A 25251-nucleotide genomic window follows, 5' to 3' on the forward strand; every position below is an offset into this window, starting at 1 on the left:
CGCTCCCGCCAGTGCCGCGAACGCGATCGGCACCAGCAGCGCGTGCCGCCTGGCCGCGAGCAGCGCCAGCGCCGGGACCAGCAGCGCGAGCCAGCCCGCGATGACGGCTCCGACCAGCGTCAGCGCCACCGTGCCGAGCCACAGGCCGGGCAGCGGCGGGGCCGGTTGCGGTGCGTCGGGGTTGGGGGCGTTGCGGCGCCAGAGCGCCAGGCCCAGCAGCACCGCGATGCTGACCCCGCTGCCGATCAGCCCGGCGTCGTACGTGGTGGCCGGTTCGTAGGACAGCTTGACCGTGCCGCCCGCCCCGGCCGGGATCCGCCAGCCCTGCTGCCAGCCGTCCAGCCGCAGCGGGGTGAGCTCCTTGCCGTCGAGGGTGGCCTTCCAGCCGTCGTTGTAGTTCTCGTACGTCGTCAGGTACGAGGCCGCGCCCGAGCCGACCGTCACCTCGCGCCGGTCGCCCAGCCAGTCCCGGACCCGCAGCTCACGCCCGGCCGCGGCGGCCTCCGGGACCGTCCCGCGGGTCAGGGTGACGTCCGTCAGCGCGAGGGGTCCGGCGTCGCCGCCCTCCAGCCGGTGGTCGCCCGAGGACAGCTGCACCTCGGCGTCGCTCCGGCCCTCCTGGCAGAGCGTCACCTCCACGCCCCGCCGCTCCACCAGGTCACGCACGGTGCCCTTCGCGCTCGTCTGGTACAGCTCGCCGTCCAGCGCCACGTCGGGGCCCTTGCCGCACGGCAGGGAGAACTTCCGGGTGCCGTCCGGCTGCGGGGTGCGGTACTGGTCGAGGGAGGGGATGTACGCCTCCGTGAGGCCCACCGGGAGGCGCAGCTTCTCGTCGGCGACCGGGTTGTGCAGGGTCAGCGGGGCCGTCTCGGTGATCGTGATGTCGAGCCGGTCGGTGGTGATCGGCGGGAAGCGGACCCAGCCGTTCTCGTCGACGCCGGCGATCGTCGCGCCGTCCGGGGAGCTGATGTGCACCTGGGAGGCGCGGGTGGACAGGCCGCCCGCGGGGGCCAGGACGAGTTCGCCGACCGGCTGCTTGCCGTCCCAGCTCAGGTGGATCGTCGGCCGGTCGCCCGCGATCCACGCCGTCGTCAGGTCGCCGTCGGTGAGGTTGCGTGCCGCGAGGCCCGCGCCGAGGCTCGCCGTGGAGTCGGCGGTGGCGACGATCCGGGACTGCTGCTCGGGCGCGACCTCGTACAGCAGCCGGTCGAGTTCCTCGCCCGGCACCGGCACCGCGCTCGCCGTCACCTCGTACGTCCCGGCGGCCGGTGTCGTGAAGCGGCGGTGCAGGCCGGCCTCGGTACCGGTCGCGGAGAGGCCGGTCGGGTCGGAGGCCCGGTGCAGGGAGACGACCGTGGCGGCAGCGGTCGCGTCGTCCGCGTCCGCCGGGAGCCGCAGCAGCCGCGTCACCTGCACGTCCGGCAGGTCGATCTCGGAGAAGCCCGCACCGGTGAGCCCGGCCCGGCGCTCCACCGAGTCCACGATCGTCAGCTTCATCCACCGCGTGCCGCCCTCGGGCGCCTTGACGCTCTGCGCCGTGCCGTTCGGCCGGAGGAAGCTCGTCCGCTCGCCCTTCTCCGTCTCCACCCGCACCTTCGTCGCCGCCGCCCGCACGCTCTCCTGCGGCAGCGGCGTGACCTTGAAGGAGGACGGCATGTCATAGGAGCCGGTGAAGCCGATGCGCAGCCACTGCCCGTCCGGCGTGTCCGGCGAGCCCTCCGTCCACGCGGTGTCCGGGTTGCCGTCGAAGGCGTTCACCGGGTCGAACTGCGGCAGGTGGAAGAGCCAGTTGCCGTACGAGGAGGCCGTCACCGAGCGGGCGCCGCGCAGTTCGGCCACCGTCTGGTGCTCCGCGCCCTCGGTCGGCAGGATCTGGCGGGGCTTCTCGCCCGGGTCCTGCTGGGCGTCGGGCGCGTTGCGCTCGTCGCGCGTGTACGTGTACGACGTACCGGCGTTGACCACGCCGAACCGGGTGTCGGCGCGCCGCATCCCGTCGCCCACCACCTGCACCGCCGGGGTGCCGAGCCCCGGGTGGTTGTCGCCGGTGAGGACGGTCGCCCGCCCGCGCAGCCGCGACGCCAGCGGCAGCAGTGCCTCCGGGCCGCCGGACACCACGGCCGTGTCGGAGACCGGCATGAGTCCCGCCTGCCCGGGCCGGACCACGTTCTGGCCGGCCGGCCGGTAGATCTCCACCGCCCGCTGCCGCGCGTACAGCCCCTCGACCTGGAGCGGGGCGTCCTGCGCGATCCGGCCGCCGGTCATCACCGGCCCCAGCCCCGTCACCCGCTCGTACCCCGACTGTTCGAGGGTGCGCTTGACGGTCGCGGTCGGCACATGGCCGATCTGGTCGGGGTCGAGATCGTTGCGTACGACGACGTAGTACAGCCCGGCCCGGCTCAAGTAGTCGGCCAAGCCCGGGACTTCGGCGCCGGACAGCAGCGCCTGCTCGACGGCATCCATGGCGCGCCGGTTGCCGGGTGTGCCGAAGGGGACGTAGTCGCGCTGGGCCCACCGCGACTCGGCGAGCACGTCGAGCGGCTGGTCGATGGGCGAGCCCCAGGTGTAGACGCCGTGCGCGGTCGCGGGGACGACCAGGGCGCGCGAGTCGGGCGAGTACTTCTCCAGCCAGTCGGCCGTGGCCTGCCAGTAGGTGGGGAGCTTCTGGAAGGAACCCGGGTTGAGGATCGAGCCGTTGAGGTACGGCCACAGCAGCCCGGGCAGGATCAGCACCGCCGCGACCAGCGGGGCGAAGCGCCGGCCGCGCACCGGGCGGGCCCCGCGCGACTCGGCGGCCACACCCACCAGATGCGCCAGGCCCAGCACGAACGCCAGCGCCAGGCCCGTCTGGAACTTGTAGATGTTGCGGAACGGCGACAGCCAGCCGTCCAGCCAGCCCTGCACGACCCCGTGGAACGGCGCCCCGAACGCCCCGCCGTACCCGGCGAGCAGCACCAGTGCCGCCACGAGCACCGTCAGCACGAGCCACCGCCGCTCGGGCATGTCCCGCCGGGCGAGCCCGGCAAGACCGAGCCCGGCCGCGAGCGCCGAGCACACGATCACGACGACCGACGAGGCCACGGCCCACCCGGCGGGCAGCCACGCCTCACCGAAGTGCAGATAGGCGACCCAGTTCCCGGCGCCGCGCAGCGCCTCGGTCGCGGACATGGTGTCCGTCGTCGTCTGCGACGTCTCTATATAGGGCAGGAAGTTCTCGCCGTAGACGCCGAGCAGCAGCAGCGGCACCCACCACCAGGCCGTCACGACGATCACGGCCGGAGCCCACCAGGCGATCAGCTTGCGCTGCCGTGGCCCGGGCGGCCGGGACAGCAGATACAGCCCGACCGGCAGCAGGGACGCCAGCGTCGCCGAGGCGTTCACGCCGCCCATGAACGGCACCAGCAGCGCCGACCGCAGGGCCGCGACCCGGGCGGCGTACCGCTCGTTCGTCAGCGGCAGCAGCACCCACGGCAGGAACGCGCCGGGCAGCGCGGCGGCCGACGTGGAGCCGATGACGGTGGTGAACACCGGCCACAGCGCGTACGCCACGGCACCCAGCAGCCGGGAGGCACCACTGCCCACCCGCAGCCGCTCGGCCAGCCGCAGCGCACCCCAGAAGGCGACGGACACGATCAGCGACATCCACAGCCGCTCCGCCAGCCACACCGGCAGCTGTACGAGGTCGCACAGCCAGTAGAACGGCAGCATCGGCCACAGATAGCCGACGTACTGGTCCTGGATCCCGCCGAACCCGGCCCGGTCGTGCCACAACTGCCCCAGGTCGGCGAGGAACTGACCCGGGTCGACCGTCACACCGAGCTTGGTGTCGAACGTCTGCCGTCCCGGCTGCACCGCCAGGAACAGCACGAACACCACGGCCCAGAAACCCAGCAGCCAGCGCCGCGACCGCGGGCCCTCGGGCGGGCCCGCCGCGGTCGCGGTGGTGGGGACGGCTGCCGGTGGAGGAGCCTGGACCGTGGTTGTCATGTAGGGCACCGCCGCAGAATGAGGAGGAGGTTCCAGGTGGCGAACTCACGGAGGACGGGCGCCTTGACGACGGCCTCCGCGAGGAACGGCCAGTAGCGGGAGCGCGCTGAGACGACCGTGACGTCGTCCCGGGCACGCACCTGCCGCAGGGTGGATCCGATGTGCACCGCGAACAGGTTCTCGCCGAGCGTGTGCTTGGCGGGCCTGCCGGTCCGCCGCAGATAGCGGGCCCGGGCCCGCTCGGCACCGAAGTAGTGCCACGGGGCCCATTCGTGCCCGCCCCACGGCGACAGCCAGTTGGTGAACGACACGTAGATCAGCCCGCCGGGCCGCGTCACCCGGGCCAGCTCACTCAGGAACGTCTCCGGGTCGGCCACGTGCTCCAGCACGTTGGAGGAGAACGTGACGTCCGCGACGCCGTCCCGCAGGGGCAGCAGGTATCCGTCGGCGACGACGGCCGAGTCGGGGGGCTTCTCGCCGAGTTCGGCCATGTCCGGCTCGAAGAGGAACGCGTGGGCTCCGCGTCGCCGGAACTCCTCGGTGAAGTAGCCGCTGCCGCCGCCGACGTCGACGACGGTACGTCCGGCGACGGGCCCGTCGTAGGCCTCGACCTGGTCGGCGGCGTCCCGGGCGAGCAGCGAGTAGCAGCTTTCGGGATCGTCCTGTTCGTGGAGGAAGGCGCGGAACAGGGCGAGAGACCGTCGCAAGGAGGGGTCTTTTCCCTGCGGGCGCGGGGCTGTGACATGTGCGGCTCCGCCGCGTGGGCGCTTCGGCGGTATCACGGAGCCCAGCCCCTCACCGCCTCCGCGGCCACCGCCCGAAACTGCCGCACAGTCCGGTCCCACCGGAACTGCGCCGCCCGCTCCCGGGCCGCCTTGCCCATCAGCTCCCGCCGCGACCCGGACAGGCCGAGCGCACACCACGCGGCGGCGAACGAGGACTCGCCGCGCGCGAGAACTCCGGTCTCACCGTCCACCACGGAGTCCTTGAGCCCCGGCACGTCGAAGGCCACGGTCGGCGTCTCCCGCGCCGCTGCCTCCGTCACGACCAGACCCCACCCCTCCACGGCGGAGGGATGCAGCAACAACCAGGCCGCGCACAGCAGCCGGTGCTTCTCGGCCTCCGAGACATAGCCGGTGAACTCCACGCCGGGCCCGGCGAGTTGTTCCAGACGGGCCCGCTCCGGCCCGTCACCGACGATCACCAGCCGCCCGCCGGTGACCGGCCGCACCCGCTCCCACAACCGCAGCAGCAGATCGATCCGCTTGTACTCGACCAGTCGGCCGACGGCGACGAACAACGGCTCGGGGGAGCGCTCGGCCCGCGGCGCCGGCTCCTCGACGCCGTTGTGCACGACCCGGATACGGTCCCGCTCGACGCCGATCGCGCGCAGCGCGTGGGCGGTGGAAGGGGAGACCGCGACCAGCAGACTCCGCTGCTGCGCCCCGGTCAGGGCCCAGTGTTCGAGTCTTCGGCCGATCCGCGCGGCCGGGGCCAGCGGCCCGCCGAAGCGCATCTTCCACAGGTCGGTATGGACGTGGTTGACCAGGCACAGCGTGGGCCCGGAGTGCCACAGCGGCGCCAGGTACGGCATGCCGTTGCACACCTCGACCAGCAGGTCGCAGTCGCCGACCTGGCGGGCGAAGGCCGACCGGGCGCGCAGATAGTGCCCGTACGGGCCGCCCGCCGAGACGACCCGGTAGTCCCGGAAGGCCGCGGGGCCCCCGCACAGCAGGGTCACCTGGTGGCCGAGCCGGGTCAGGCCGTCGGCGAGCTTGTCGACCAGCAGCTCGGAGCCGCCGGCGGACGGATTGTCCAGATCACGATGGGCCAGGAAGACGATCCGGCGCGGATGTGGGGGAAGCGCCGGAAGGTGCTGCGGCGCGCTGGGGGACGCGGCGCGCAGCTGGGACGGCACGTGCTGGGGCATGGGTGCTCCAACTCGTCTCGGGGTGCGGAACTAGCGTGGGGGCAGGTCTGGCTCTGGGGGTCTTGCTGTGGGGGGCCTGAGCCCTTCCTGGGAGGGGAGTGTGGACGGGTTGTGCTCGGGTGGGGTTGGACAGTTTTCGCCCGGACGTTCTCCACGGCTACTCACCGGCGTGACAATTTCGGGCTTTGTTAGAGCTGACGTCACATCACATCGTGAGGGTGGGCTGGGGCGTACTGGGCGTATCGGACGGAGCGGGCTGCTCCGGCTCCTTCCGCCCACGCGCCACCAGAACGCCACCCGCCACCGCGAGCAGCACACCCGCCACACCGGCCCCGATCGGCAACGTCGTGCCCACCATGCGCAGTTGACCGCTGTCCCGCTTCGCCTGCCGCACGGCCTCCTTCTGCGTCTCGGTCGTGAACGAGAGCTTCCGGCTGTCCAGCAGCACGGCCGCGTCCTTCTTCCCGCCCGGCGCCCGCAGGGTCCGCTTGGGCCCGGTCTGCGCGTAGATCACCCGGCCGGTGGCCTGGTCGACGACCAGCTCGAAGCCGTGGTTGGAGTACCACTCCTCGGCCAGCACCTGCGGCCGCTGAGGCTGGTCGACGAGGCTGCCGGGGACCATCCGCGTGCCGGTCCTCGTCGGCGGCACGGAGCCGGTGAACTTGTAGCCCGTGTAGCCCTGGACCTTCTCGGTGCCCCGGTAGCGCAGCACGACCGTGTCGCCGAGGGTGTTGTCCCACCACTGGTACGAGCGTTTCTGCACGTCGAAGGGGAACTTCAGATAGGCCTCGCCCTCGATGTACGGCTTCTCGCCGCAGCAGTGCACGGGCCGGGTGGTCTTGCGGTCCATCACCCAGCGGTGCGGCACGAAGTCCAGCGCGTCGTGCGGGTCGGCAGCCGGCAGCGACTTGTCGGTGTCGACCGTGGTCGTCACGTCCCAGACGGCGTTGCCGCTGCGTTCGCTGTCCTCGACGTTGCCCCGCACCCGCTGGGTCACGGTGATCTTCCGGTCGGGCACCGTCTCGATCCGGTCAGTGTCGAAGACGCTGCCCCGGCCCGTGTAGACGGCGGTCGTGTCGATGTCGATCGGGTTCACCGCGGCACGCGGCTGCACGTACCAGGCGAGCAGTGGCGCCAGCACCAGCAGGAACGTGCCGAGACCCAGCAGGATCAGGGAAAAAGGAGAGGTAGTACGGCGCATCCGGGCACTCCAGTGGCTTGGGGCGGCTCGACGTACGAGAAGGCCGGCACGGCGGGGAATACAGCGCGTGCGGCTGGGCCGGGAACCGTAGGCGGCTCTTGACGGGGTGTCAATGCTTGTCGAGACTGGGCGCGACAGGCAGGGACGGGGTGCCGGGGTGGGGCAACCTCCGGACGATCTCCGGACGAATCCGGACAGAGAGGCTGACCCTGCGATGTCGAGACTGCTCGCTGCCGCGCTGACCGTCGCGCTCGCCGCCGCCCTAGCCGTGGGCGCCGCGCTGGGCGTCGTCGCGCTGCTCGAAGCCACACCCGACCAGCCGAACACGCCCCTGATCACCTATGAGCAGGCCGGGCAGGGGAGTTGACGGTGACGGCTGCCCGCACCGGAACCGTCACCACGCGCTCGGCCTGGCACGACGTACCGCGTTTTCAGGTGCGCCGGTTCGCGGCGATCGCCATGGCCGAGGCGCCCGAGCTCGCCGAGGAGATCCTCCGCGAGATACAGCGCGAGTACCCGCACCTGCCCGTCGTTCTCGACGACTCCGGCGAGCCCATGGCCCTGGTCGGCATCCGCCGCGCCATCGAGGTCTTCGTGCAGCACCTGGAGAACTCGGAGGGCCGGCCCACCGTCCCGCCCGGTGTCTTCCAGGACTTCGGCCGCGGCGAGGGCCTCAACGGCCGCTCGCTCGACTCCCTCCAGGCCATCTACCGCATGGGCGTACGCCTGGCCTGGCGCCGCTTCGCCGACATCGGCCAGCGCGTGGAGATCCCGCCCCCGGCGATGTACGAACTCGTGGACGCGGGCTACGAGTACCTGGACGGCCTGGTCGACCAGTCCGTACGCGGCTACGCCGAGGCCGCGGCCCGCCAGGCCGGCGAACGCCTGCGCCTCCAGCGCCGCCTGATGGAACTCCTGCTGGCCGAGCACCACCGCGGCGACCCCACCGAGGCCTTCACCGAACGCGCCGCCCGCATCGGCTGGCCCCTGCCGGAGAAGGTCGCGGTCGGCGTCCTGCTGCGCCCCGCCCGGGAGGCCATGGCCCCCGCGGTGGGCCAGGGGGTCCTGCTCGACATGGAGTACGAGCAGCCCCGCATGGTCGTGCCGGAGCCGGACGCGGCAGGCCGCCCCGAACTCCTGCACCGGGCCCTGGCCGGCTGGTCCGGCGCGATCGGCCCGCCCGTCCCGCTCACCGACGCGGCGAAGTCACTGCGCTGGGCCGAGGCCGCCGTACGTCTCATGGAACGGGACCTGCTCCCCTCGGGCGAGGTCCTCTACTGCACCGAGCACACCGAGGCGCTGGTCCTCCTCCAGCCCGAGGAACTGATCGACGACCTGGCCCTGAGATGCCTGGCCCCCCTCACCCACTGCGGCCCCACCCACGGCCGCCGCCTCGCGGAGACCCTCCTGGCCTGGCTGGAGACCCGGGGCGGAGCACCGGAGGTCGCGACCCGGCTCGGCGTCCACCCCCAGACCGTCCGCTACCGGCTCCGCCAGATCCGCGAACTGTGGGGCGACGAGATCGACGACCCCGACCGGCGTTTCGAACTGGAGCTGGTGCTGCGGGCGCAGCGGCTGCGGGGGGAGCTGGGGGCGGTGCGTCCGCGGCGGTGAGCCGGGCTGCGCACCCGGCGATGATCACCGCCGCCCCGCTGTCACACCGCGGCCCGCTCCTTCGCCATGGCCCGCCCGGATGCCGGAGCGTCCAGATGAACCACCACCGAGGTGTAGAACCGGTGCACGGCATCGTCGACGCTGCGGATGAAGCCGGACTCGGCGCTGCCGCGCCCGCTGCCCATGCCCTTGAAGAGGGACAGACGGAAGCCGGTGATGCGGGCGGCGCTGTCCTTCGGGAGCAGATCCGCCGGTTCGGGCCGCAGCCGCTCCAGTGTGCCCCGAGGGCCGCCCGTCCCGCCCTCCACCAGCGTCTCGACGTGCAGATCCGCCGGCGCCTCGGCGAGGCGGCGGACCAGACGCTTGGCCCAGGTCAGCGGGTAGCCCTGCTCGGGTGCCGGGATCTCCACGGACGTACGCAGTTTGGCGGTCCGCAGATCCGCGCTGACGGTGAGCAGCCCGGGTGCGCCCTCGACCCGCAACTCCGCCTGGAGCCTGCCCTCCACGCACAACTGGTCGGCCAGGCGGGCGCGGCGGGCCCCCGGATCGATGCCGCGCCTGGTGCGCTGGGCGGGCAGCACCTTCTGCCCGAGTTCGCCGCCGAGCCGCAGGCAGACCTGGCGGATGAGCCGCTCCCAGCTCTCGACGACCTCCAGGGCGCGCGGGTCGCCCTGGCAGAGCGTCTCGTCACTGATGCCGTTGCGGACCGGCACCCAGGCCGAGCCCATGTTCTGAAACCCGTGGCAACCGGAGTTCTCGTGCTGGAGGTAATGCAGAAGGTCCTGGAGCAGCCAGGTGCGCGCCGCGTTCCCGACACCCTCGTGACGGATCAGCATCTGGGCCTGATGGGCCACTTCGGCCCACGACAGGTGCCAGAGAGCCACCTGGTGCTTGCGCCGCCGGTCGATCTTCACGTCGACCAGCGGACTGCCCTCCAGCGCGACGTCGTTCGACAGCGTGATCACGGCCTCGTAACCCCGCCGGGCGGCGATGTCCATGTAGGCCTGAACCTGATCGGACTTCAGGGGATTGCCGTTGGTCTTGGTCTCCACGAGCGCCGTCCACAGCTTCCCGGCGCGCTCCACGCGGATCACTCCGTCGGGGCGCCGTGGGGTGTCGCCGTGCGGCAGGGACACCTCGGTGAAGGTCTCCATACGGCCGGACGGCGCACCGAACGGGGCGGTGATCCGCCTGCCGAACCGGGGCACCTGGGCCATCACCGACAACAGCACCGAGGTGGAGCGCGTCTCCCGGTCCCGGTCGCTCTTGAGTGCCGACACCGGGAAGAGCCGGGCCTGCTTCCAGGACTCGTTCTCCGCCAGGCTCTTCACGGGCGCCCTGGGCGGCGTGACCTTCTTCTTCGCGGTCCGGGGCCGGGCCGTCCGCTTCTTCGGGGCGGCTTCCTCGTCGGCCGGCGGGCGTGGTGCCGGGACGGCCTCCAGCGTCGTCCGCGGCGGGGCCTCGGCGGGGACGGCGGCCGATGACTCCTCCGCGACCGCCTCCGCCTCCGCGACCGCTTCCGCCTCCGCGACCGCCTCCGGGGACTCCGCTTCGTCGTCCTCGATGTCGACGCCGAAGTCCGTCGCCAGCCCCGCCAGCCCGCTCTCGTAGCCCTGCCCGACGGCCCGGAACTTCCACTCCTCACCGCGCCGGTACAGCTCGCCGAAGATGATCGCGCTCACCGGGCCGGCGTCCTCGATGACGAACCGGAGGAGGCCTTCGCCGCCCGCGTCCGCCAGCGTGACCTTCAGGTCGTCCAGCTCCCCGAAGCGCGCTCCCTCGTACCGGCTCGCGGCCACGACGATCCGCTCCACCTCGGCCGGGACCGCGGTCAGGTCGAAGCTGATCCGGTCCTCGCTGCCGTCTCCCGTCGGTTCCTTGCCGAGGAGCTGCACACTGCCGTCGGCGGCCACCGGGTTGTTGTAGAAGTAGAAGTCGGCGTCGCTGCGTACCTTGCCGTCCGCGTCCAGCAGCAGGACGGACACGTCGGCGTCGCCCTCGCCGGTCGGGCTGGACCAGCCCAGACTCACAATCGCGGATTCGATGTTCTCGCTCAGGGCCGTCAAAGACACGTTCGAGCCCATGGTCATGTCACGCACAGAGATCCCCCACCCTTGCGACACCTGTGACGTGTCGCACACAGGGCACTTTAATGTGCACTGAACGTGTCTGTGGTGTGCTCGTGGGTTTCCGTCCGCCAGGCCTCTGCCCATTGCCCGGGCAAACCTCTATGGCTAGCCTGTGTTCGTCATGCCGATCGCCTGTTGATATCTCGAACGCTGATATCGCGAACCCAGGCGCCTGAGACATATAGGGAGGGGGCCGGTCGTGGGACGCCTTGTACCAGCCGTGACCCGGGCTCTCGACATTCTCGAGCTCTTTCTCGACGGGGACGGGACGCTCTCCGCCCCCGACATCGTGCGCAAGCTCCAGCTGCCGCGCACGACCGTGCACGAGCTGGTGACCACGCTCGCCGCCCGGAAGTACATCGTCCCCGTGCCCGGCCAGCCCGGACGCTACCGGCTCGGCGTGCGCCCGTACCAGCTCGGTGCCCGCTACGCCGAGCAGCTCGACCTCGCGGCCGAGGGGCAGCAGGTCGCCCGGTCCGTCGCCGAGACCTGCGACGAGACGGTGCACGTGGCGATCCTGGAGGACACGGACGTCATCTACATCGCCAAGGTCGACTCCACCCACGCCGTGCGGATGGTGTCGGCGGCCGGGCGCAGGCTGCCCGCCCACTGCACCTCCGTCGGCAAGATGCTGCTGGCCTCCCTTCCCGAGCACGAGCTCGCCGCGCGGTTCCCCGACGGCGCCGAGCTGGTCGCGATGACCCCCAACAGCATCACCGACCCGGCCGCTCTGCGCGAGACCCTGGCCGGGATCCGTGAGCGGGGCATCGCCGTGGAGAGCCGCGAGTCCAACCCGGACGTGAGCTGCGTGGCCGCACCGGTCCGCGACCGCACCGGCCAGGTCGTCGCCGCCCTGTCGATCTCCGTGCCCATGATCCGCTGGAGCGAGGAGCGCCGCGCCGAGCTGGAGCAGCTCGCCGCGAAGGGCGCCGCCGAGCTGTCCGAGCACCTCGGCTACCGGAGCGTGGCATGACGACGACGCCGTACGAGGTCGCCGTACGCGCCGAGGCCGAGCTCGGCGAGGGGCCGACCTGGGATGCGGCGGCCGGCCGGCTCCTGTGGATCGACATTCTCGGCTGCCGGGTGCACACCTACGACCCGGCCACGGGGCGCCGCACGGTCCGCCGGACGGAACAGCACGTGGGTGCGGTCAAGCCGCGGGCCGGGGGCGGGCTGGTGCTCAACCTGCGCGACGGCATCGGTCTCCTCGACCCCGACGGCGACTCCCACGGCGGCTTCCGCTGGCTGCACCGCGAGCCCGTGCCCGGCCGCCGCGCCAACGACGCCGCCGTCGCGCCGGACGGCTCGCTGTGGGCCGGCACGATGCGCTACGACGAGGCACCCGGGGGCGGCACGCTGTCCCGGATCACCGGTGACGGCTCGGTCGAGGTGGTCCTCGACGACGTGGCCGTGAGCAACGGCACGGGGTGGAGTCCCGATGGCCGGCTCATGTACTACATCGACTCCCCGACCCGGCGGGTCGACGTCTTCGACCACGCGGACGGGCGGCTGTCCGGGCGGCGGACCCTCGCCGTGATCGAGGACGGCGCGGGGTTTCCCGACGGGCTGACCGTGGATGCCGACGGTTGTGTGTGGGTGGCGTTGTGGCAGGGGGCGGCGGTGCGCAGGTACACGCCGGAGGGGCGGCTGGATCGGGTGATCGAGTTGCCTGTGCCCTTGGTCACGGCTTGTGCGTTCGGTGGGGCCGGGCTGAGTGATCTTTACATCACGACGGCTCGGGTCGGGCTGACGGAGCCGCCTGCGTTGGCGGGCTCGTTGTTCGTGGTGCCGAGGGCGGGGAAGGGCCTGGCGCAGCCCGCGTTCGCAGGCTGAGCTCCGCTGGTGGGGGCGGGCGCCGCTAAGTGTCCAACCCGGCGGCCTTCCGTTCCTCCGGCGTCAGCGGCGGAGCCGTCAGCGCCGGCTTCAGCGGGCCCGCCACCGCCGCCACCATCACGGAGGGTGTCAGCAGCACCCCCGCCCCCCGCTCCAGCGACGTCACGTCCGTCACCCGGCGGGCGATGCGGCCGTTGCCCGTCGCCGTGTACATCAGCCGGTCGACGTACGCCGTCACGAGCCGGTCCCGGAGCGTGGGGCCCTGTTCCGTCGCGCCCGGGTAGAAGACGTCCTGCCCGATCGCCAGGTCCCAGGCCGCGCCGACCGGGCGGGACACCGCCTTCTGGATCTGCCGGGACAGCCCGGGAGCAGCCCAGCCGTGCCGCCGTACCGTGTCCCGCAGGAGCAGGGCGCTCTGCGCGGCGACGGCCAGGCCGTGCCCGTAGAGCGGGTTGAACGCGGCGAGGGCGTCGCCGAGGACGGCGAAGTTCGCGGGCCACACCGGCATCCGCTCGTAGAAGTGCCGGCGGTTGACGGTGGTGCGGGTGTACGCCACGTCGGACAGCGGCTCGGCTCGTTCGAGCAGTTCGCCGATGACGGGGTGGCGCAGGTCCTCGAGGGCGAAGGGGACGAAGTCGTCGTTGTCCGGGGACGGTTGGCCGCCGCGCGTGCCGGACAGGGTGACGATCCACCGGCCTTCCTCGATGGGCAGCAGGAAGCCCGCCCGGCCGGGCCCGCCCTCACGTCGGTCGGGCTGGATGTTGACGACGGGGAAGCCGTCGCGGGCCGCGGCGGGGGCGAGGTAGAGGCGGCTGGCGTACGCCAGGCCCGCGTCGACCTCGCGTCGCTCCGCCGGCGGCAGGCCGAGGGCGGTCAGCCACCGGGCGGCCTGGGAGCCGCGGCCCGAGGCGTCGACGACCAGGTCCGCGTCGAGGGTCCGCTCGGGGCCGTCGGGGGGCCGGATCCGTACGCCGGTGACGGCCGCCTCCGTGCCGGTCAGGCCCACCGCCTCCGCCCGCTCGACGACCTCGATCCGCCGGTCGGCCAGGACCCGGGCGCGGACCGTGGCGTCYAGGAGGTCCCGGCCGGCGAGGATCACGTGGTGGGACTCGGCCCAGCGCCGGAACCAGCCCCGCGTGCCCAGGGCCACCATGTCCGTCGTGACCGGCCGCCGGTTCGCCCCGGCCTCCCGGAGCGCCCCGGTGATCCCCGGCAGCAGTTCCTCCATGGCCAGCACCCCGCCCGACCAGAGCATGTGGGCGTGCCGTGCCTGCGGCAGTCCCTTGCGGGGGCCGGGGGAGGCGGGCAGTGCGTCGCGCTCCACGACGACGACCCGGTCGGCGACGTCGGCCAGGGCGCGGGCCGCGAGCATGCCRGAGTGGGATCCCCCCAGGACGACGGCGGTTCTGGCGGGGGTGGGACGGTCAGTCATGCGCGGGCGTTCTCTCTCCCGGGGGCGGCCGCGCGTGAGCGTACCGCCTCGATGTGGTCGCGGTGACGCAGGGCCAGGGACACGGCCTGGATCTCCTGGAGCAGGTAGGCGGTGTCGGGGCCGGACGGCGAGGCGGCGCTGTCGGTCTGCGGGTCCCGCTCCCGCGCGGCGACGGCGTCCAGGATCGTGACGGCGGCGGCCAGTGCCTCCCCCCGGCCGGGCTCGAACCCGAGGTCCAGGGCGGCGTCGTAGGAGCGTTCCCGCAGGTCCTCGTCGAGGTGCCGGGAGAGCTGGAGGAGCACGTCGCGGATGTACGTCTCGCGGCGGATCAGGCGCAGTTCGCCGGTGGCGCGCGGGGTGAAGGGGGCACCGCCGCCGTTCACGGTGCGCAGCAGCAGGTAGAGGGGGCGCAGTTGCCAGTGGGCGAGCCGGATGCGCCAGCGCTCGTGCAGGTACTGGCCGCCGTGCGGGATGATGAAGCCGATCGCGACCATGGTGGCCGACAGGCAGGCGGCCGAGGGTGCCAGGTAGGTGCTCAGCCAGTCCAGATCGTGGCCCGTCATCCGGGCGATGACGGCGGTGAGTTTGGCGACGTCGAAGAGCAGGTTCGTCGCGTAGCCGACGCCCAGGAAGCGCAGGCCCCAGCGCAGCCAGGCGTCGAGGCCGTCGGTGCGGACCCAGTTCCAGATCAGCCGGGCCGTGACCGAGCAGGCCACGGTGTGCGCGAGCAGGTAGAGCAGGATCTCCTCGCGCATGAAGGGCGTGTTGGCGTAGTACGTGTCCAGGTCCCGGCGGCGTTCCACGGGGACGTCCGCGAGCCAGAACAGCACCCACAGGGCGACGACCACGCCCGCGTAGGCGAAGACGACCCACCGGGCGGCGCGGCGCGTCGCGCCCGAGCGGTCGGACAGGCCGTTGCGCCAGGCGACGATCAGCAGCAGCCAGGACGCGCACAGCGCGGTGAGCAGCGAGTAGACCAGCGGTGCCGCGATGTTCGGCACGCCGGTGACGCGGTTGGTCCAGCCGATGACCGACGGGGACGCGAAGACGAACACGGCACAGGCGAACAGCAGCAGCCCGCCGACGGCCCGCAGCATCGGGTCCCGCCACATCCTCACCAGGCTGGGCAGCTTCATGACCAGGGCGATGGTCAGCGCCCCGATCGGCAGCCAGAAGGAGACGGAGAAGGCGTCGAGGACGTCCCGTGCGTGGGTCATCGCGCGCCGCCTCCGCGTCCGCGGTAGCCCATCGACCGCCGCACCGGATCGAGGGCGGCATCCGGCTCGTCCGGGACGGTGCCGTCCGCGAAGGTGCGGAAGACGGCCGCCAGCCGGTGCCCGAACTCGTCGGCCTCGGCCTCGTCCCGCTCGCGCGAGCCGTCCCGGGCCGCCACGGTCAGCGCCACGGACTTCCAGCCGGGTTCGCTGTCCAGGGCCCGGGCCGCCGCCGTACCGGGGACATGGTGGTGGCCGTGCCCCGCGTGCAGATGCCACAACTCATGCCCGAGGATGACCAGTTGCTGCACCGCCTCGGCCCGCTCCTCGACGATGACCAGGTCGAAGTCCTGGAACTCCACCCACAGGCCGGTCACTTCGATCTCGTCGGGGAACCGCTCGAAACGCAGCTCGACGGGGCGCCCGCCCCGCCGCGCGCTCATCTGCTCGCACAGCGCCCGGCACAACGACCGTACGTCGGCCGGGACCTGCTCCCGCGCCCGGACCGCGGCGGCGAGTTCGGCGGCCAGGCCGCGCATGGCGGATCCGCGCCGCGACCGCCTGAGCGCGGTGGCGACTCGCGACGCTCTCACCCGCGCGCCCGCGATGCCCATCGCTCCCCCTTCTCAGCGCCGGCCGACGGCTTGGCCGCGGGTCCGAGACTACGCGCCCGAAAGTGTGCGCGTCATGCGATCCGATGTCCGTAGTTCAACGGGGAACGACCGAACTCGCCCAGAAGTCCTGCCCCGACTTCCTGTCCGACCCATTGACGCGCGAGCGCTTCGAACTTACGGTCCCGTTCGAAGTTACGAGCACTATTCGGCATATCGAACAGTAAGGGCAGGGCATGGGACGACCTGGCCTGAATCGCAGGCAGCTTCTCGCCGGGCTCGGCGGGCTCTCCGTCGCGAGCAGCTTCGGCTTCGCCGCACTCGGCACCGGAACCGACGCACTCGCCTCGGACGCCAACACGCGCGTGCGGTACTGGAACCTCTTCAGCGGTGGCGACGGCTACAACATGATCGCGATGCTGAACTCCTTCCGTAAGGACCATCCGGACATCGCGGTCAAGGACTCCACCCTCCAGTGGGGCAGCCCCTTCTACACCAAGCTCGCCATGGCCGCCGCGGGCAACCGCGCACCCGACCTCGGCGTCATGCACATGGGCCGGGTCACCGGCTTCTCGCCCGGGCGCCTCCTGGACGCCTGGGACGTCGACCTGCTCGCCGAGTACGGCGTACGGAAGCAGGACTTCAACCCCCAGCTGTGGAACCGCGGCATCATCGACGGCAAGCTCTACGCCGTCCCGCTCGACAGCCACGTCCAGCTCTGCTTCTACCGCAAGGACGTGCTGAAGAAGGCGGGGCTGCTCGGCGACAACGGCCGGATGGTGCCCGTGACGTCGACCGACGAGTGGTTCGACGTGCTAAAGGAGGCCAAGAAGGCCACCAAGAAGGGCCTGCAGACCATCGGCATATGGAACAGCGACCAGAACTTCCAGTGGTGGTTCTTCGTCGCCTTCTACACCCAGCTCGGCGGCACCTGGTTCAACGACACCGACACCGAGGTCACCTTCGACACCGACAAGGCCACCCAGGTCCTTCAGTTCCTGCGCCGGCACATCACCGACGGGTACGCCAACCCGACCTTCGGAGGCCCGGCGAGCGCCGAACAGTTCGTCAACGGCTCCCCCTTCGTCTGGGAGGGCAACTGGTCGGTGCCGGTCTACGACACGGCGAAAATCGACTACGGCGCGACCCCGCTGCCGCCCGTCTTCGGCAAGCCCGCCACCCACGCCGAGTCGCACGCCTTCGTCCTGCCGCACCAGTCCGACCGCGGCGGCCCCGCCAACGAGGGAGCCCACCAACTCGCCGCCTACATCATCAGGCACGCCCAGCAGTGGGCGCTCGGCGGCCACATCCCCGCCTACCGGCCGGTGCTGTCCACGGACGCGTACAAGAAGTTGACCCCGCAGAACGAGTACGTCTCGGCCATGGACCACCAGGCCACCGAGCCGAAGGTGTGGTTCGCCGGGTCCACCGGCATCCTCGCCCAGCGCGTCGGCCCCATCGTCGTCTCCTCCACGATGGGCTCCGCCAAGCCGGACTCCGCCGCCCGCCGGATGAAGAGCGAACTCACCAGGCTGCTCGCGTCGAAGAACCCCATGGACGGCAAGACCGCCGCGCAGGGAGGTGCGGTCGCATGACCACCAGCGCTCAGACCATCGTCGCCCCGGCGCGCGCCAAGACCGCCGCCGACACCGCCACCGTCCGCCGCAAGCAGGGCTTCCAGCACGGCGGCTGGTTCGTCGCCCCGTTCCTCACCCTGTTCGCGCTCTTCGTGATCTGGCCGCTGCTGCGCGGCGTCTACCTCAGCTTCACCGACGCCAACATCTCCGGCGACAGCGCGAACTTCGTCGGCCTCGACAACTACCGCGAGGCCCTCAAGGACCCGCTGATGTGGGAGACGCTCGGCCACAGCGCGTACTTCACGCTCCTGGTCGTGCCCTGCATCGCGGTCCTCGCGTTCTTCCTCGCGATGCTCGCCCACCACATCGAGCGCGGCAAGTGGCTGTGGCGGCTGTGCTTCTTCGCCCCGTTCCTGCTGCCGTCGACCGTGGCCGCCAACCTGTGGCAGTGGCTGTTCAACCCCGGCACCGGAATGATCAACCACGTCTTCGGCCTCGACACGCCGTGGCTGGCCGACAAGTCCTACGCGATGCTCGCGGTGGTCATCTGCACCCTCTGGTGGACGGTCGGCTTCAGCTTCCTGCTCTACCTCGCCGCCCTCCAGGGCATCCCGGACCACCTCTACGAGGCCGCCAAGCTGGACGGCGCGAACGCCTGGCACCGCATGGTCCACATCACCCTGCCGATGCTGCGCAACATCACCGGCCTCGTCATCGCCCTGCAGATCCTCGCCTCGCTCCAGGTCTTCGACCAGGCCGTCGTGATGATGGACTTCACTCCGGGCCCCGAGGAATCGACGCGCACCATCGTCCAGTACACCCTCGAAGAGGGCTTCACCAGCTACCGCGTGGGCTACGCCTCCGCGATCTCCATCATCTTCTTCGTGATCGTCGCGTCCGTCGCCGTCGCGCGGATGTGGCTGCTGCGCAAGCGTGAGGAGGGCGTGCGATGACCGCCACGCAGATCCGCGTCAGGGCCCCGAAGGCCCGCAAGCCCTGGACCCCCAGTCAGATCGTCCTCACCCTGCTCGGCGCCGCCGTCTCCGCGGTGTTCATGGCGCCGCTCGCCTGGGCCCTGTTCACCTCCCTCAAGTCCGAGACCGAGGCCGTCGCGGTGCCGACGCACTGGCTACCGAAGGACTGGACCGTCCAGGCCTGGAAGGCCATCTTCGAAACCGGCAACATCACCAACTGGTTCGTGAACTCCGTCGTCGTCTCCGTCTGCGTCACCGCCGTCGTGCTGCTGGTCAGCGCGCTCGCCGGATACGGCTTCGCCCGCACCGAGTTCCGCGGCAAGAACGCCCTGATGGGCCTGGTCATGGCCGGCCTCATGGTCTCGCCCGCCGTCCTCGGCGTCCCGCTGTTCACCACCGTCCAGCAGATGGGCATGGTCGACACCTACTGGGGCATGATCCTTCCCCAGTGCGCGCCCGCCGCGATGGTCTACATCCTCTACAAGTTCTTCCAGGGCATCCCGCGCGAACTGGAGGAGGCCGCCTTCATCGACGGCGCGGGCCGCTGGCGCGTCTTCTTCACCATCGTCCTGCCGCTCTCCCGCCCCTCCCTGGCCGCGGTCGGCATCTTCACGTTCATCGCCTCGTGGAACAACTTCCTGTGGCCGTACATGGTGACCAACAACCCCGACCTGATGACCATGCCGAACGGCATCGCGACCGTCATGAACTCCTACGGCATCCAGTGGGCCCAGCTCATGGCCGGCGGCCTGATGGCGGGCCTGCCCCTGATCATCGTCTTCGTCTTCTTCCAGAGGCAGATCGTGGCGGGCGTCGCCCACACGGGATTGGCCGGACAGTGACCCTGCGCAGAACCCTCACCGCCCTGGCGGCGGCCACCCTCCTGACCCTGCTGCCCCACACGGCACAGGCGGCGGAGACCTACCCCGACCCCCGCCCGCTCACCGGCCAGCAGATCATCCACGACCCGACCGTCTCCCGCCTGAAGTCCGGCGGCTACGTCGCCTACTCCACCGGCGGCATCATCGGCGCCCGCCTGTCCGAGGACGGCAGGCGCTGGACCGACGCCGGCAACGCCTTCGCCGAGCCCCCGGCCTGGTGGTACGAGTACAACGACAAGGCCGACCCCTGGGCCCCCGACCTCTCCCGGCGCGACGGACGCTACTGGCTCTACTACGCCGTCTCCTCCTGGGGCAGCAACCACTCCGCGATCGGCGTCGCCACGTCCCGCACGGGCCTGCCCGGCACGTGGACCGACCACGGCAAGGCCTTCACCTCGGAGACGACCGACCCGTGGAACGCCATCGCCCCGGCGATCATCCGCGCCGACGGGAAGCTGTGGATGTCCTTCGGCTCGTACTGGACCGGCATCCGGATGGTCGAGCTGAACCCGAAGACGGGCAAGGCGATCCCGGGCGCCCAGGTCCATCACCTGGCCACCCGCCCGGACGCCCCGTACGCCGTCGAGGGCCCGTCCATCGTCAAGCACGGCCGCTACTACTACCTCTTCGCGTCGTACGACGCCTGCTGCCAGGGTGTGAACTCCACCTACAAGATCAGAGTGGGCAGATCGGCCTCCGTGACCGGCCCGTACGTCGACAGCACGGGCAAGCCGCTGCTGGAGGGCGGCGGCGACCTGGTACTCCAGGGCCACGGCCGCTACATCGGCACGGGCGGCCAGTCGGTGTTCAGGGACAGGGGCAAGGATGTCCTCGCCTACCACTACTACGACGCAGAGGACGAAGGCACCCCGAAGCTGGGCCTGAACACCCTGAGCTGGAACAAGAAGGGTTGGCCGAGTTTGCTTTAGGGGCGCGGGCCTGTGACATTTGCGGCTCCGCCGCGTGGGCGCGACCAGCCACGAATCACCTGCAGACGAAACTGAACCTCGAAAGGCAAGCATGCACACGGCCCGATTCACCCTCGACCCCGCCTTCACAGTCGGCGAAGTAAACCCCCGCCTCTTCGGCAGCTTCGTGGAACACCTCGGCCGCTGCGTCTACACCGGCATCTTCGAACCGGACCACCCCACAGCCGACGACAAGGGCCTCCGCCAGGACGTCCTGAACCTCGTCCGCGAACTCGGCGTCACCGCCATCCGCTACCCCGGCGGCAACTTCGTCTCCGGCTACAAATGGGAAGACTCGGTCGGCCCGGCCGAAGACCGCCCCCGCCGCCTCGACCTCGCCTGGCACTCGACGGAGTCCAACCGCTTCGGCCTCTCCGAGTACATCGACTTCCTCCGCAAGATCGGCCCCCAGTCCGAACCCATGATGGCCGTCAACCTCGGCACCCGAGGCGTCGCGGAAGCCCTCGAACTCCAGGAGTACGCCAACCACACCGGGGGCACCGCCCTGTCCGACCTCCGCGCCGCCCACGGCGACAAGGACCCCTTCGGCATCAAGCTGTGGTGCCTCGGCAACGAGATGGACGGCCCCTGGCAGACCGGCCACAAGACCGCCGAGGAGTACGGCCGGGTCGCCGCCGAGACGGCCCGGGCCATGCGCCAGATGGACCCCGGCGTCGAACTCGTCGCCTGCGGTTCCTCCAGCCAGTCCATGCCGACGTTCGCCGAGTGGGAGGCGACCGTCCTGGAGGAGACCTACGACCTCGTCGACTACATCTCGCTGCACGCCTACTACTGGCCCGAGAACGGCGACATCGACTCCTTCCTGGCCTCCGCCGTCGACATGGAGTCCTTCATCGACAACGTCGTCGCGACCGCCGACCACGTGGGCGCGAAGCTCAAGTCGAAGAAGCGGATCAACCTCTCCTTCGACGAGTGGAACGTCTGGTACCTGCCGGAGTGGGAGGCCCGCGCGAAGACCTTCGAGCAGGACGACTGGCCCGAGGCCCCCCGCCTCCTGGAGGACAACTACAGCGTCACCGACGCCGTCGTCTTCGGCTCGCTCCTCATCGCCCTGCTCCGGCACGCCGACCGCGTCACGGTCGCCTGCCTCGCCCAGCTCGTCAACGTCATCGCGCCGATCATGACCGAGCCGGGCGGCCCGGCCTGGCGGCAGACGACGTTCTTCCCCTTCGCCCAGGCCGCCCGGTACGGCCGCGGCCAGGTCCTCGACGTCCGCGTGGACTCGCCGACGTACGAGACGAAGAAGTTCGGCGAGACGGACCTGCTGCACGCCACCGCCGTACGCGCCGAGGACGGCACGGTCACGGTCTTCGCGGTGAACCGCAGCCGCACCGAGTCGCTGCCGCTGGAGGTCGCGCTGAACGGGCTCGACCTGTCGTCGGTCGTCGAGCACAGCGCCCTCGCCGACGCCGACCCGGACGCCCGCAACACCCTCGACGACCCCGGGCGGGTGGCCCCGCACGCGGTCGACGGCACCGCTCTCCAGGACGGCACGCTGAGCACCGTCCTGGAGCCGCTGTCCTGGAACGTGATCCGGCTGGCGTGAGGCCCCCGGTCAGCGTTCGATGCGCAGCTGGGCGGACGAGGACGGCGAGGACGACGTCGTCCCCACCGCCCAGTAACCGCCCGAACCAGGCACGGCGGCAAGGGAGTTCATGACGACGGGGGTCGTGGCCACCGGCCCCCGCTCGCTCACCCAGGCCGTGCCGTCCCAGCGCAGATAGTGGGCCCGGGTCTGGTCCCAGAAATCCCACCCGGCGATACGGTCGGGCCGCCCCTGCGCGTCCCCCACGATGCCGCTCAGCATGCCGACGCCGAACGGTGCCGTGACGCTCTCCCAGGCGCTGCCGTCCCCGTGCAGCAGCCGGACGCCCGGGGGCTTGCCGGGCGGGCCGCCGACGCCGTAGTCGTAGCCCGTCAGCCAGATGTCGTCGCGGGCGACCGCGAGCAGTCCGGTGAAGCCGGCACGGATCCCGCCGGGCGTCGGCAGCACGGTCCAGGCCTCTCCGTCCCAGCGTGCGACCAGCTCGCTGCCGTAGACCCAGATGTCGCCGCAGGGCGCGCGGTGGACGCCGTTGGGCGGGGTGGTGGTCGTGGCCGGGGGTGCCGGCAGCCAGGTCCACTTGTCCAGGTGGCCGTGCAGCAGCACCGAGCCGTCGCTGTTCCGGCCGGAGATCCAGACGTGGCCCCGGGGGCCGGTCGTGACCCGGGCGAGAGTGGTGCCGGTCGATCCGCGCCCGGGGTAGTCGGCCTCCCGCCAGGTCAGTCCGTCCCAGGCGAGCAGCCGGGCGGTGCCGGAGGTGTCGGAGCCGACGGCCCAGGCGGAGCCGTCGGACGTCGCGGCCACGGAGCGGAGGTAGCCGCCGAAGCCGGGGCCGGTGCGCTGCCAGGCCGTGCCGTCCCACACGAGGGCCAGCGCCGTCCCCCGGACACCGCCGTTGCGGCCCTCCTCGCCCACGGCCCAGGCGAGGCCGGGGCCGGCGGCCGCCACGTCGAGCAAGTGGGCGGCCGGGCTCGCCTCCGGGGCGGCGACGGCCTCCCACGCGCGGGCCTCACCCAGAAGTCCGGGAGCCGCCCAGGCCGTCCCGCCCCGCATCGAGGCGAGCCCGAGCCCGGCCCCGACCAGTCCGCCTAATCCACCGATGAAACGCCGTCTTCGCACGAGGTTCCCCTCCCTGTCGGCCGACCTGAAAGGCCAAACGGTGGCCCAGCCCGCCCGAGAAGGCAATGCACGGGGACGGCTCGATCCGGTCACACCGGTGTGACGGGCACCCCTCCGGCGGCGGCCCCCAGCAGCGTCAGCCGCACATCCCCAGGCCCCGCCGGTGTGGTTCCGTCCGACAGCACCGCCAACGCCAGTGTGTTGGCACCACGTGTGCGCAGGATCCCGTTCGGCAGCACGAACGTGTGCTGCGGGCCTACGTCGTTGATGTACTGGCCCATGTTCCAGCCGTTGAGGAAGATCTGGACGCGGTAGGCCCGCTCCGGGTCGTCGTCGAGGACGAGCCCGACGGAGGCGTCGACGCCCGGGTCGACGTCCAGCCGGAAGTCCGTCCGGTACCAGGTGACGCCCTGCCGCCGGTCGGCACGCGGCAGTTCGGCGTCCTCCCAGTCCCCGTCGTCGTACTCCGGCAGATGCCAGCCCTCGCGCTCCCCGTACAGCCCGCCGTTGTTCATCGGCCCGCGCACCGGGTCGGACGCGGTGGCGCCCTGGATCCGCCAGGTCACCTTCGGGGAGGCGCCCTCGAAGGTGACGGCGGTCAGCCCGCGCGCGGCCTTGTGCGTGTCGAGCGCCTTGCCGTCCATGTCGTGCTGCATCCGCCGGACGAGCACGGACAGGACGTGCCGGTCACCCCTCTCGCCGCGGTCCTCACGGAACCGCTTCCGCAGCTCCTCCGGCAGGGCGAAGGTGGCCTTGGCGGTCCAAGTCCCCTGCCGCGCCCGGTCCTTGTCCGGCACCGGCATCCGGTGCGTGCCCAGCGGCTCGCCGTCCAGCCAGGCCATCAGCAGGCCTTGCGTGCCCGTGCTGTAGGCGAGGGAGACGGACTCGATGCCGCCCTCGCCGGTCCACTCGCCCCGGTACCAGACGTCGCCGTAGTGGAAGCCGTAGTCGTCGGCGAACAGGACGGGCTGCCCGTCGGGCACGGGCGTCGTGCTGAACGACGTCTTCTTGTCGGCCGCCGTCCAGCCGGAGTCGTCGAAGCGGGGCTCGGCCTCCGGGTTCTCGGTCCGCCGCCGCCAGCCGTCCAGGGCGGGCAGCGCCGGCCGGGCCACGCCGGGCAGCGGCCGCAGCGCGAGCAGACTGCCGGAGGCGCTGATCCGGGTGGGCACCGGACGCCCGTTCCACGTGACATGGGTGATGCCGCGCGGCCCCCACACCTCCAGGCCGGTCTGCGCGGTGGTGTCGCCGGTGAGGTGGACCGTGGAGCCGCGCAGGGTGGCCGAGCGCAGCCACGCCGGGCCGTAGACGAGCAGCGGGCCGGACGGCGTCTCGTACGGCCACAGCCGCAGGGCCGTCGCGTCGTCGGCGAACAGCAGCAGCATCGGCGTGTCCACGCCGTCACCCTCGACCCGCACCCGGCTCAGCCCGCCGGCGCCGAGCGGAGCGGTGACGTTGAGCTTGCCGAGGTTCCAGGACCACGCGGGCTCCGCGTCCAGCCGCATGGGCGTCGGCTCGTCCGCGCAGTCCAGCACGACCTGCGCCAGATCGCCCCGCCGGCCCGCGAAAACCGCGATCTCCTGCCGCCCGGCGGTCAGGCTCAGCATGGGCTGCACGGTGGCGTGCACCAGCGTCCGCTTCCCGAGCTTCAGCCCGGCGGCGATCAGCTTGGCGTCCCGCGCCGGGACCGTCACCGGCACGTCGATCCCGGCGTCGGGCAGCGTCGAGGTGACCGCCTCGCCGGAGTCGTTGCGCAGGACGTAGAAGTGGGCGCGGGTGTCGGGATTGACCAGGTGGTAGACCTTGATCCGCTCGTCGGCGGCCCGTACGGCCTTCGCCCGGTTCAGCTTGGCGAGGTCCGGAACGTGGCGCAGCAACTGCCCGATCTGGTGCATCGGGGCGAGCTTGGGCGTGGCGTTGCGGGCCTCGTCGAAGGCCGCCCCGTAGTCGTACGACGTGTAGACGACCGGCGCGGGCAGCCAGCCCCAGGAGGTGCCGCCGTACGTCATGTAGACGTTGTGCAGCGTGATGCCGTTGGCGAGGTTGGTGAGGTAGAAGCGCCGCTCGTACGCCGCGTCCCGGGTCCGGCGCGACTCGGCGTACCCCTTGCCGTCGAACCAGGACCCGCCCCACGGGTCGAACCAGCCCCCGCCGAACTCGGGCACGAACCCGGGCGTGCGCGGACTGGCCGTGGCCCCGCCCTTCGCCCCGCCGGCCCCGAAG

19 protein-coding genes are annotated in these 25251 nt (G+C 71.7%); 9 read left to right on the top strand and 10 right to left on the bottom strand.

The annotated features are described in order from the left end of the window. The 4 genes from CA983_RS16010 to pgfA form a co-directional block, all read right to left on the bottom strand. On the bottom strand, window positions 1-3984 hold a 3984-nt coding region (locus CA983_RS16010; RefSeq protein WP_244206916.1), incomplete at its 3' end, for an alpha-(1->3)-arabinofuranosyltransferase. Beyond that, on the bottom strand, window positions 3981-4763 hold the full coding sequence (locus tag CA983_RS16015; RefSeq protein WP_086601589.1) for a class I SAM-dependent methyltransferase: 783 nt from the start codon (window positions 4761-4763) through the stop codon (window positions 3981-3983). The genes CA983_RS16015 and CA983_RS16010, both read right to left, overlap by 4 nt. Further along, entirely contained in the window at window positions 4763-5914 is a 1152-nt protein-coding gene (locus CA983_RS16020) for a glycosyltransferase family 4 protein (RefSeq protein WP_086601574.1), read from the bottom strand. Before CA983_RS16020 ends, CA983_RS16015 begins: the two co-directional genes overlap by 1 nt. A gap of 205 nt (window positions 5915-6119) precedes the next feature. Next, window positions 6120-7115, bottom strand: a complete 996-nt coding sequence (gene pgfA, locus CA983_RS16025; protein WP_086601575.1) for a cell envelope lipid trafficking protein PgfA — start codon at window positions 7113-7115, stop codon at window positions 6120-6122. A 214-nt stretch (window positions 7116-7329) separates the two neighbouring features. Here pgfA and CA983_RS46690 point away from each other — a divergent pair, with 214 nt between their 5' ends. Together CA983_RS46690 and CA983_RS16030 are read left to right on the top strand one after the other, a co-directional pair. Then, window positions 7330-7482, top strand: coding sequence for a hypothetical protein (locus CA983_RS46690; RefSeq protein WP_010042314.1), 153 nt, complete (start codon window positions 7330-7332; stop codon window positions 7480-7482). Between the two features lie 2 nt (window positions 7483-7484). Next, window positions 7485-8729, top strand: coding sequence for a PucR family transcriptional regulator (locus CA983_RS16030; RefSeq protein ID WP_086601576.1), 1245 nt, complete (start codon window positions 7485-7487; stop codon window positions 8727-8729). Between the two features lie 41 nt (window positions 8730-8770). On the opposite strand, the gene CA983_RS16035 is transcribed toward CA983_RS16030, so the two are convergent. Further along, a complete protein-coding gene (locus CA983_RS16035; protein ID WP_208636977.1) occupies window positions 8771-10819 on the bottom strand; it encodes a TerD family protein in 2049 nt (682 codons plus the stop codon). Window positions 10820-11057: 238 nt separating this feature from the next. Between CA983_RS16035 and CA983_RS16040 the strand changes: the two genes are divergently transcribed. After that, on the top strand, window positions 11058-11831 hold the full coding sequence (locus tag CA983_RS16040) for an IclR family transcriptional regulator (protein ID WP_086601578.1): 774 nt from the start codon (window positions 11058-11060) through the stop codon (window positions 11829-11831). Next, window positions 11828-12691: an SMP-30/gluconolactonase/LRE family protein gene (locus CA983_RS16045; protein ID WP_086601579.1), complete on the top strand. Its 864-nt coding sequence runs from the start codon at window positions 11828-11830 to the stop codon at window positions 12689-12691. Before CA983_RS16040 ends, CA983_RS16045 begins: the two co-directional genes overlap by 4 nt. A 25-nt stretch (window positions 12692-12716) precedes the next feature. On the opposite strand, the gene CA983_RS16050 is transcribed toward CA983_RS16045, so the two are convergent. From CA983_RS16050 to CA983_RS16060, 3 genes are read right to left on the bottom strand one after another with little or no spacing between them, the layout of a single operon-like run. Next, window positions 12717-14123 carry an NAD(P)/FAD-dependent oxidoreductase gene (locus CA983_RS16050; protein WP_208636975.1) on the bottom strand — a complete coding sequence of 469 codons (1407 nt, stop codon included), beginning with the start codon at window positions 14121-14123 and terminating at the stop codon, window positions 12717-12719. After that, window positions 14120-15340 (bottom strand): MAB_1171c family putative transporter, encoded by a 1221-nt coding sequence (locus tag CA983_RS16055; protein ID WP_086601581.1) that lies wholly within the window; start codon window positions 15338-15340, stop codon window positions 14120-14122. The genes CA983_RS16050 and CA983_RS16055 overlap by 4 nt, the downstream gene beginning before the upstream one ends. Continuing rightward, window positions 15337-15951 (bottom strand): toxin-antitoxin system, toxin component family protein, encoded by a 615-nt coding sequence (locus tag CA983_RS16060; protein WP_208636976.1) that lies wholly within the window; start codon window positions 15949-15951, stop codon window positions 15337-15339. The genes CA983_RS16055 and CA983_RS16060 overlap by 4 nt, the downstream gene beginning before the upstream one ends. Before the next feature lie 233 nt (window positions 15952-16184). On the opposite strand from CA983_RS16060, the gene CA983_RS16065 reads away from it, so the two are divergent. The 5 genes from CA983_RS16065 (at window position 16185) to arfA (ending at window position 21915) form a co-directional block, all read left to right on the top strand. Then, a complete protein-coding gene (locus CA983_RS16065; RefSeq protein ID WP_086601583.1) occupies window positions 16185-17543 on the top strand; it encodes an extracellular solute-binding protein in 1359 nt (452 codons plus the stop codon). Then, on the top strand, window positions 17540-18478 hold the full coding sequence (locus CA983_RS16070) for a carbohydrate ABC transporter permease (RefSeq protein ID WP_086601584.1): 939 nt from the start codon (window positions 17540-17542) through the stop codon (window positions 18476-18478). Before CA983_RS16065 ends, CA983_RS16070 begins: the two co-directional genes overlap by 4 nt. Further along, window positions 18475-19341: a carbohydrate ABC transporter permease gene (locus CA983_RS16075; RefSeq protein ID WP_086601585.1), complete on the top strand. Its 867-nt coding sequence runs from the start codon at window positions 18475-18477 to the stop codon at window positions 19339-19341. Before CA983_RS16070 ends, CA983_RS16075 begins: the two co-directional genes overlap by 4 nt. Continuing rightward, the gene (locus CA983_RS16080; RefSeq protein WP_086601586.1) at window positions 19338-20309 is read left to right on the top strand and encodes an arabinan endo-1,5-alpha-L-arabinosidase; all 972 of its coding nucleotides are present in this window, start codon (window positions 19338-19340) and stop codon (window positions 20307-20309) included. The genes CA983_RS16075 and CA983_RS16080 overlap by 4 nt, the downstream gene beginning before the upstream one ends. Window positions 20310-20400: 91 nt before the next feature. After that, window positions 20401-21915 carry an arabinosylfuranosidase ArfA gene (arfA, locus tag CA983_RS16085; protein ID WP_086601587.1) on the top strand — a complete coding sequence of 505 codons (1515 nt, stop codon included), beginning with the start codon at window positions 20401-20403 and terminating at the stop codon, window positions 21913-21915. Between the two features lie 9 nt (window positions 21916-21924). Here arfA and CA983_RS16090 read toward each other — a convergent pair whose 3' ends face one another. Continuing rightward, window positions 21925-23031, bottom strand: a complete 1107-nt coding sequence (locus CA983_RS16090; RefSeq protein WP_244206918.1) for a hypothetical protein — start codon at window positions 23029-23031, stop codon at window positions 21925-21927. 89 nt (window positions 23032-23120) lie between these two features. Continuing rightward, a partial coding sequence (locus CA983_RS16095; RefSeq protein ID WP_086601588.1) for a glycoside hydrolase family 35 protein occupies window positions 23121-25251 on the bottom strand: 2131 nt, incomplete at its 5' end.

It is taken from the genome of Streptomyces swartbergensis (genome assembly GCF_002148965.1).
GTDB classification, from domain to species: Bacteria; Actinomycetota; Actinomycetes; order Streptomycetales; family Streptomycetaceae; genus Streptomyces; species Streptomyces swartbergensis.

Coding starts and splice junctions, on each gene's coding strand:
- CA983_RS16045 (WP_086601579.1), top strand. CDS start 11,828: ATGACGACGACGCCGTACGAGGTCGCCGTACGCGCCGAGGCCGAGCTC.
- pgfA (WP_086601575.1), bottom strand. CDS start 7,115: ATGCGCCGTACTACCTCTCCTTTTTCCCTGATCCTGCTGGGTCTCGGC.
- arfA (WP_086601587.1), top strand. CDS start 20,401: ATGCACACGGCCCGATTCACCCTCGACCCCGCCTTCACAGTCGGCGAA.
- CA983_RS16035 (WP_208636977.1), bottom strand. CDS start 10,819: ATGACCATGGGCTCGAACGTGTCTTTGACGGCCCTGAGCGAGAACATC.
- CA983_RS16075 (WP_086601585.1), top strand. CDS start 18,475: ATGACCGCCACGCAGATCCGCGTCAGGGCCCCGAAGGCCCGCAAGCCC.
- CA983_RS16055 (WP_086601581.1), bottom strand. CDS start 15,340: ATGACCCACGCACGGGACGTCCTCGACGCCTTCTCCGTCTCCTTCTGG.
- CA983_RS16065 (WP_086601583.1), top strand. CDS start 16,185: ATGGGACGACCTGGCCTGAATCGCAGGCAGCTTCTCGCCGGGCTCGGC.
- CA983_RS16020 (WP_086601574.1), bottom strand. CDS start 5,914: ATGCCCCAGCACGTGCCGTCCCAGCTGCGCGCCGCGTCCCCCAGCGCG.
- CA983_RS16060 (WP_208636976.1), bottom strand. CDS start 15,951: ATGGGCATCGCGGGCGCGCGGGTGAGAGCGTCGCGAGTCGCCACCGCG.
- CA983_RS16070 (WP_086601584.1), top strand. CDS start 17,540: ATGACCACCAGCGCTCAGACCATCGTCGCCCCGGCGCGCGCCAAGACC.
- CA983_RS46690 (WP_010042314.1), top strand. CDS start 7,330: ATGTCGAGACTGCTCGCTGCCGCGCTGACCGTCGCGCTCGCCGCCGCC.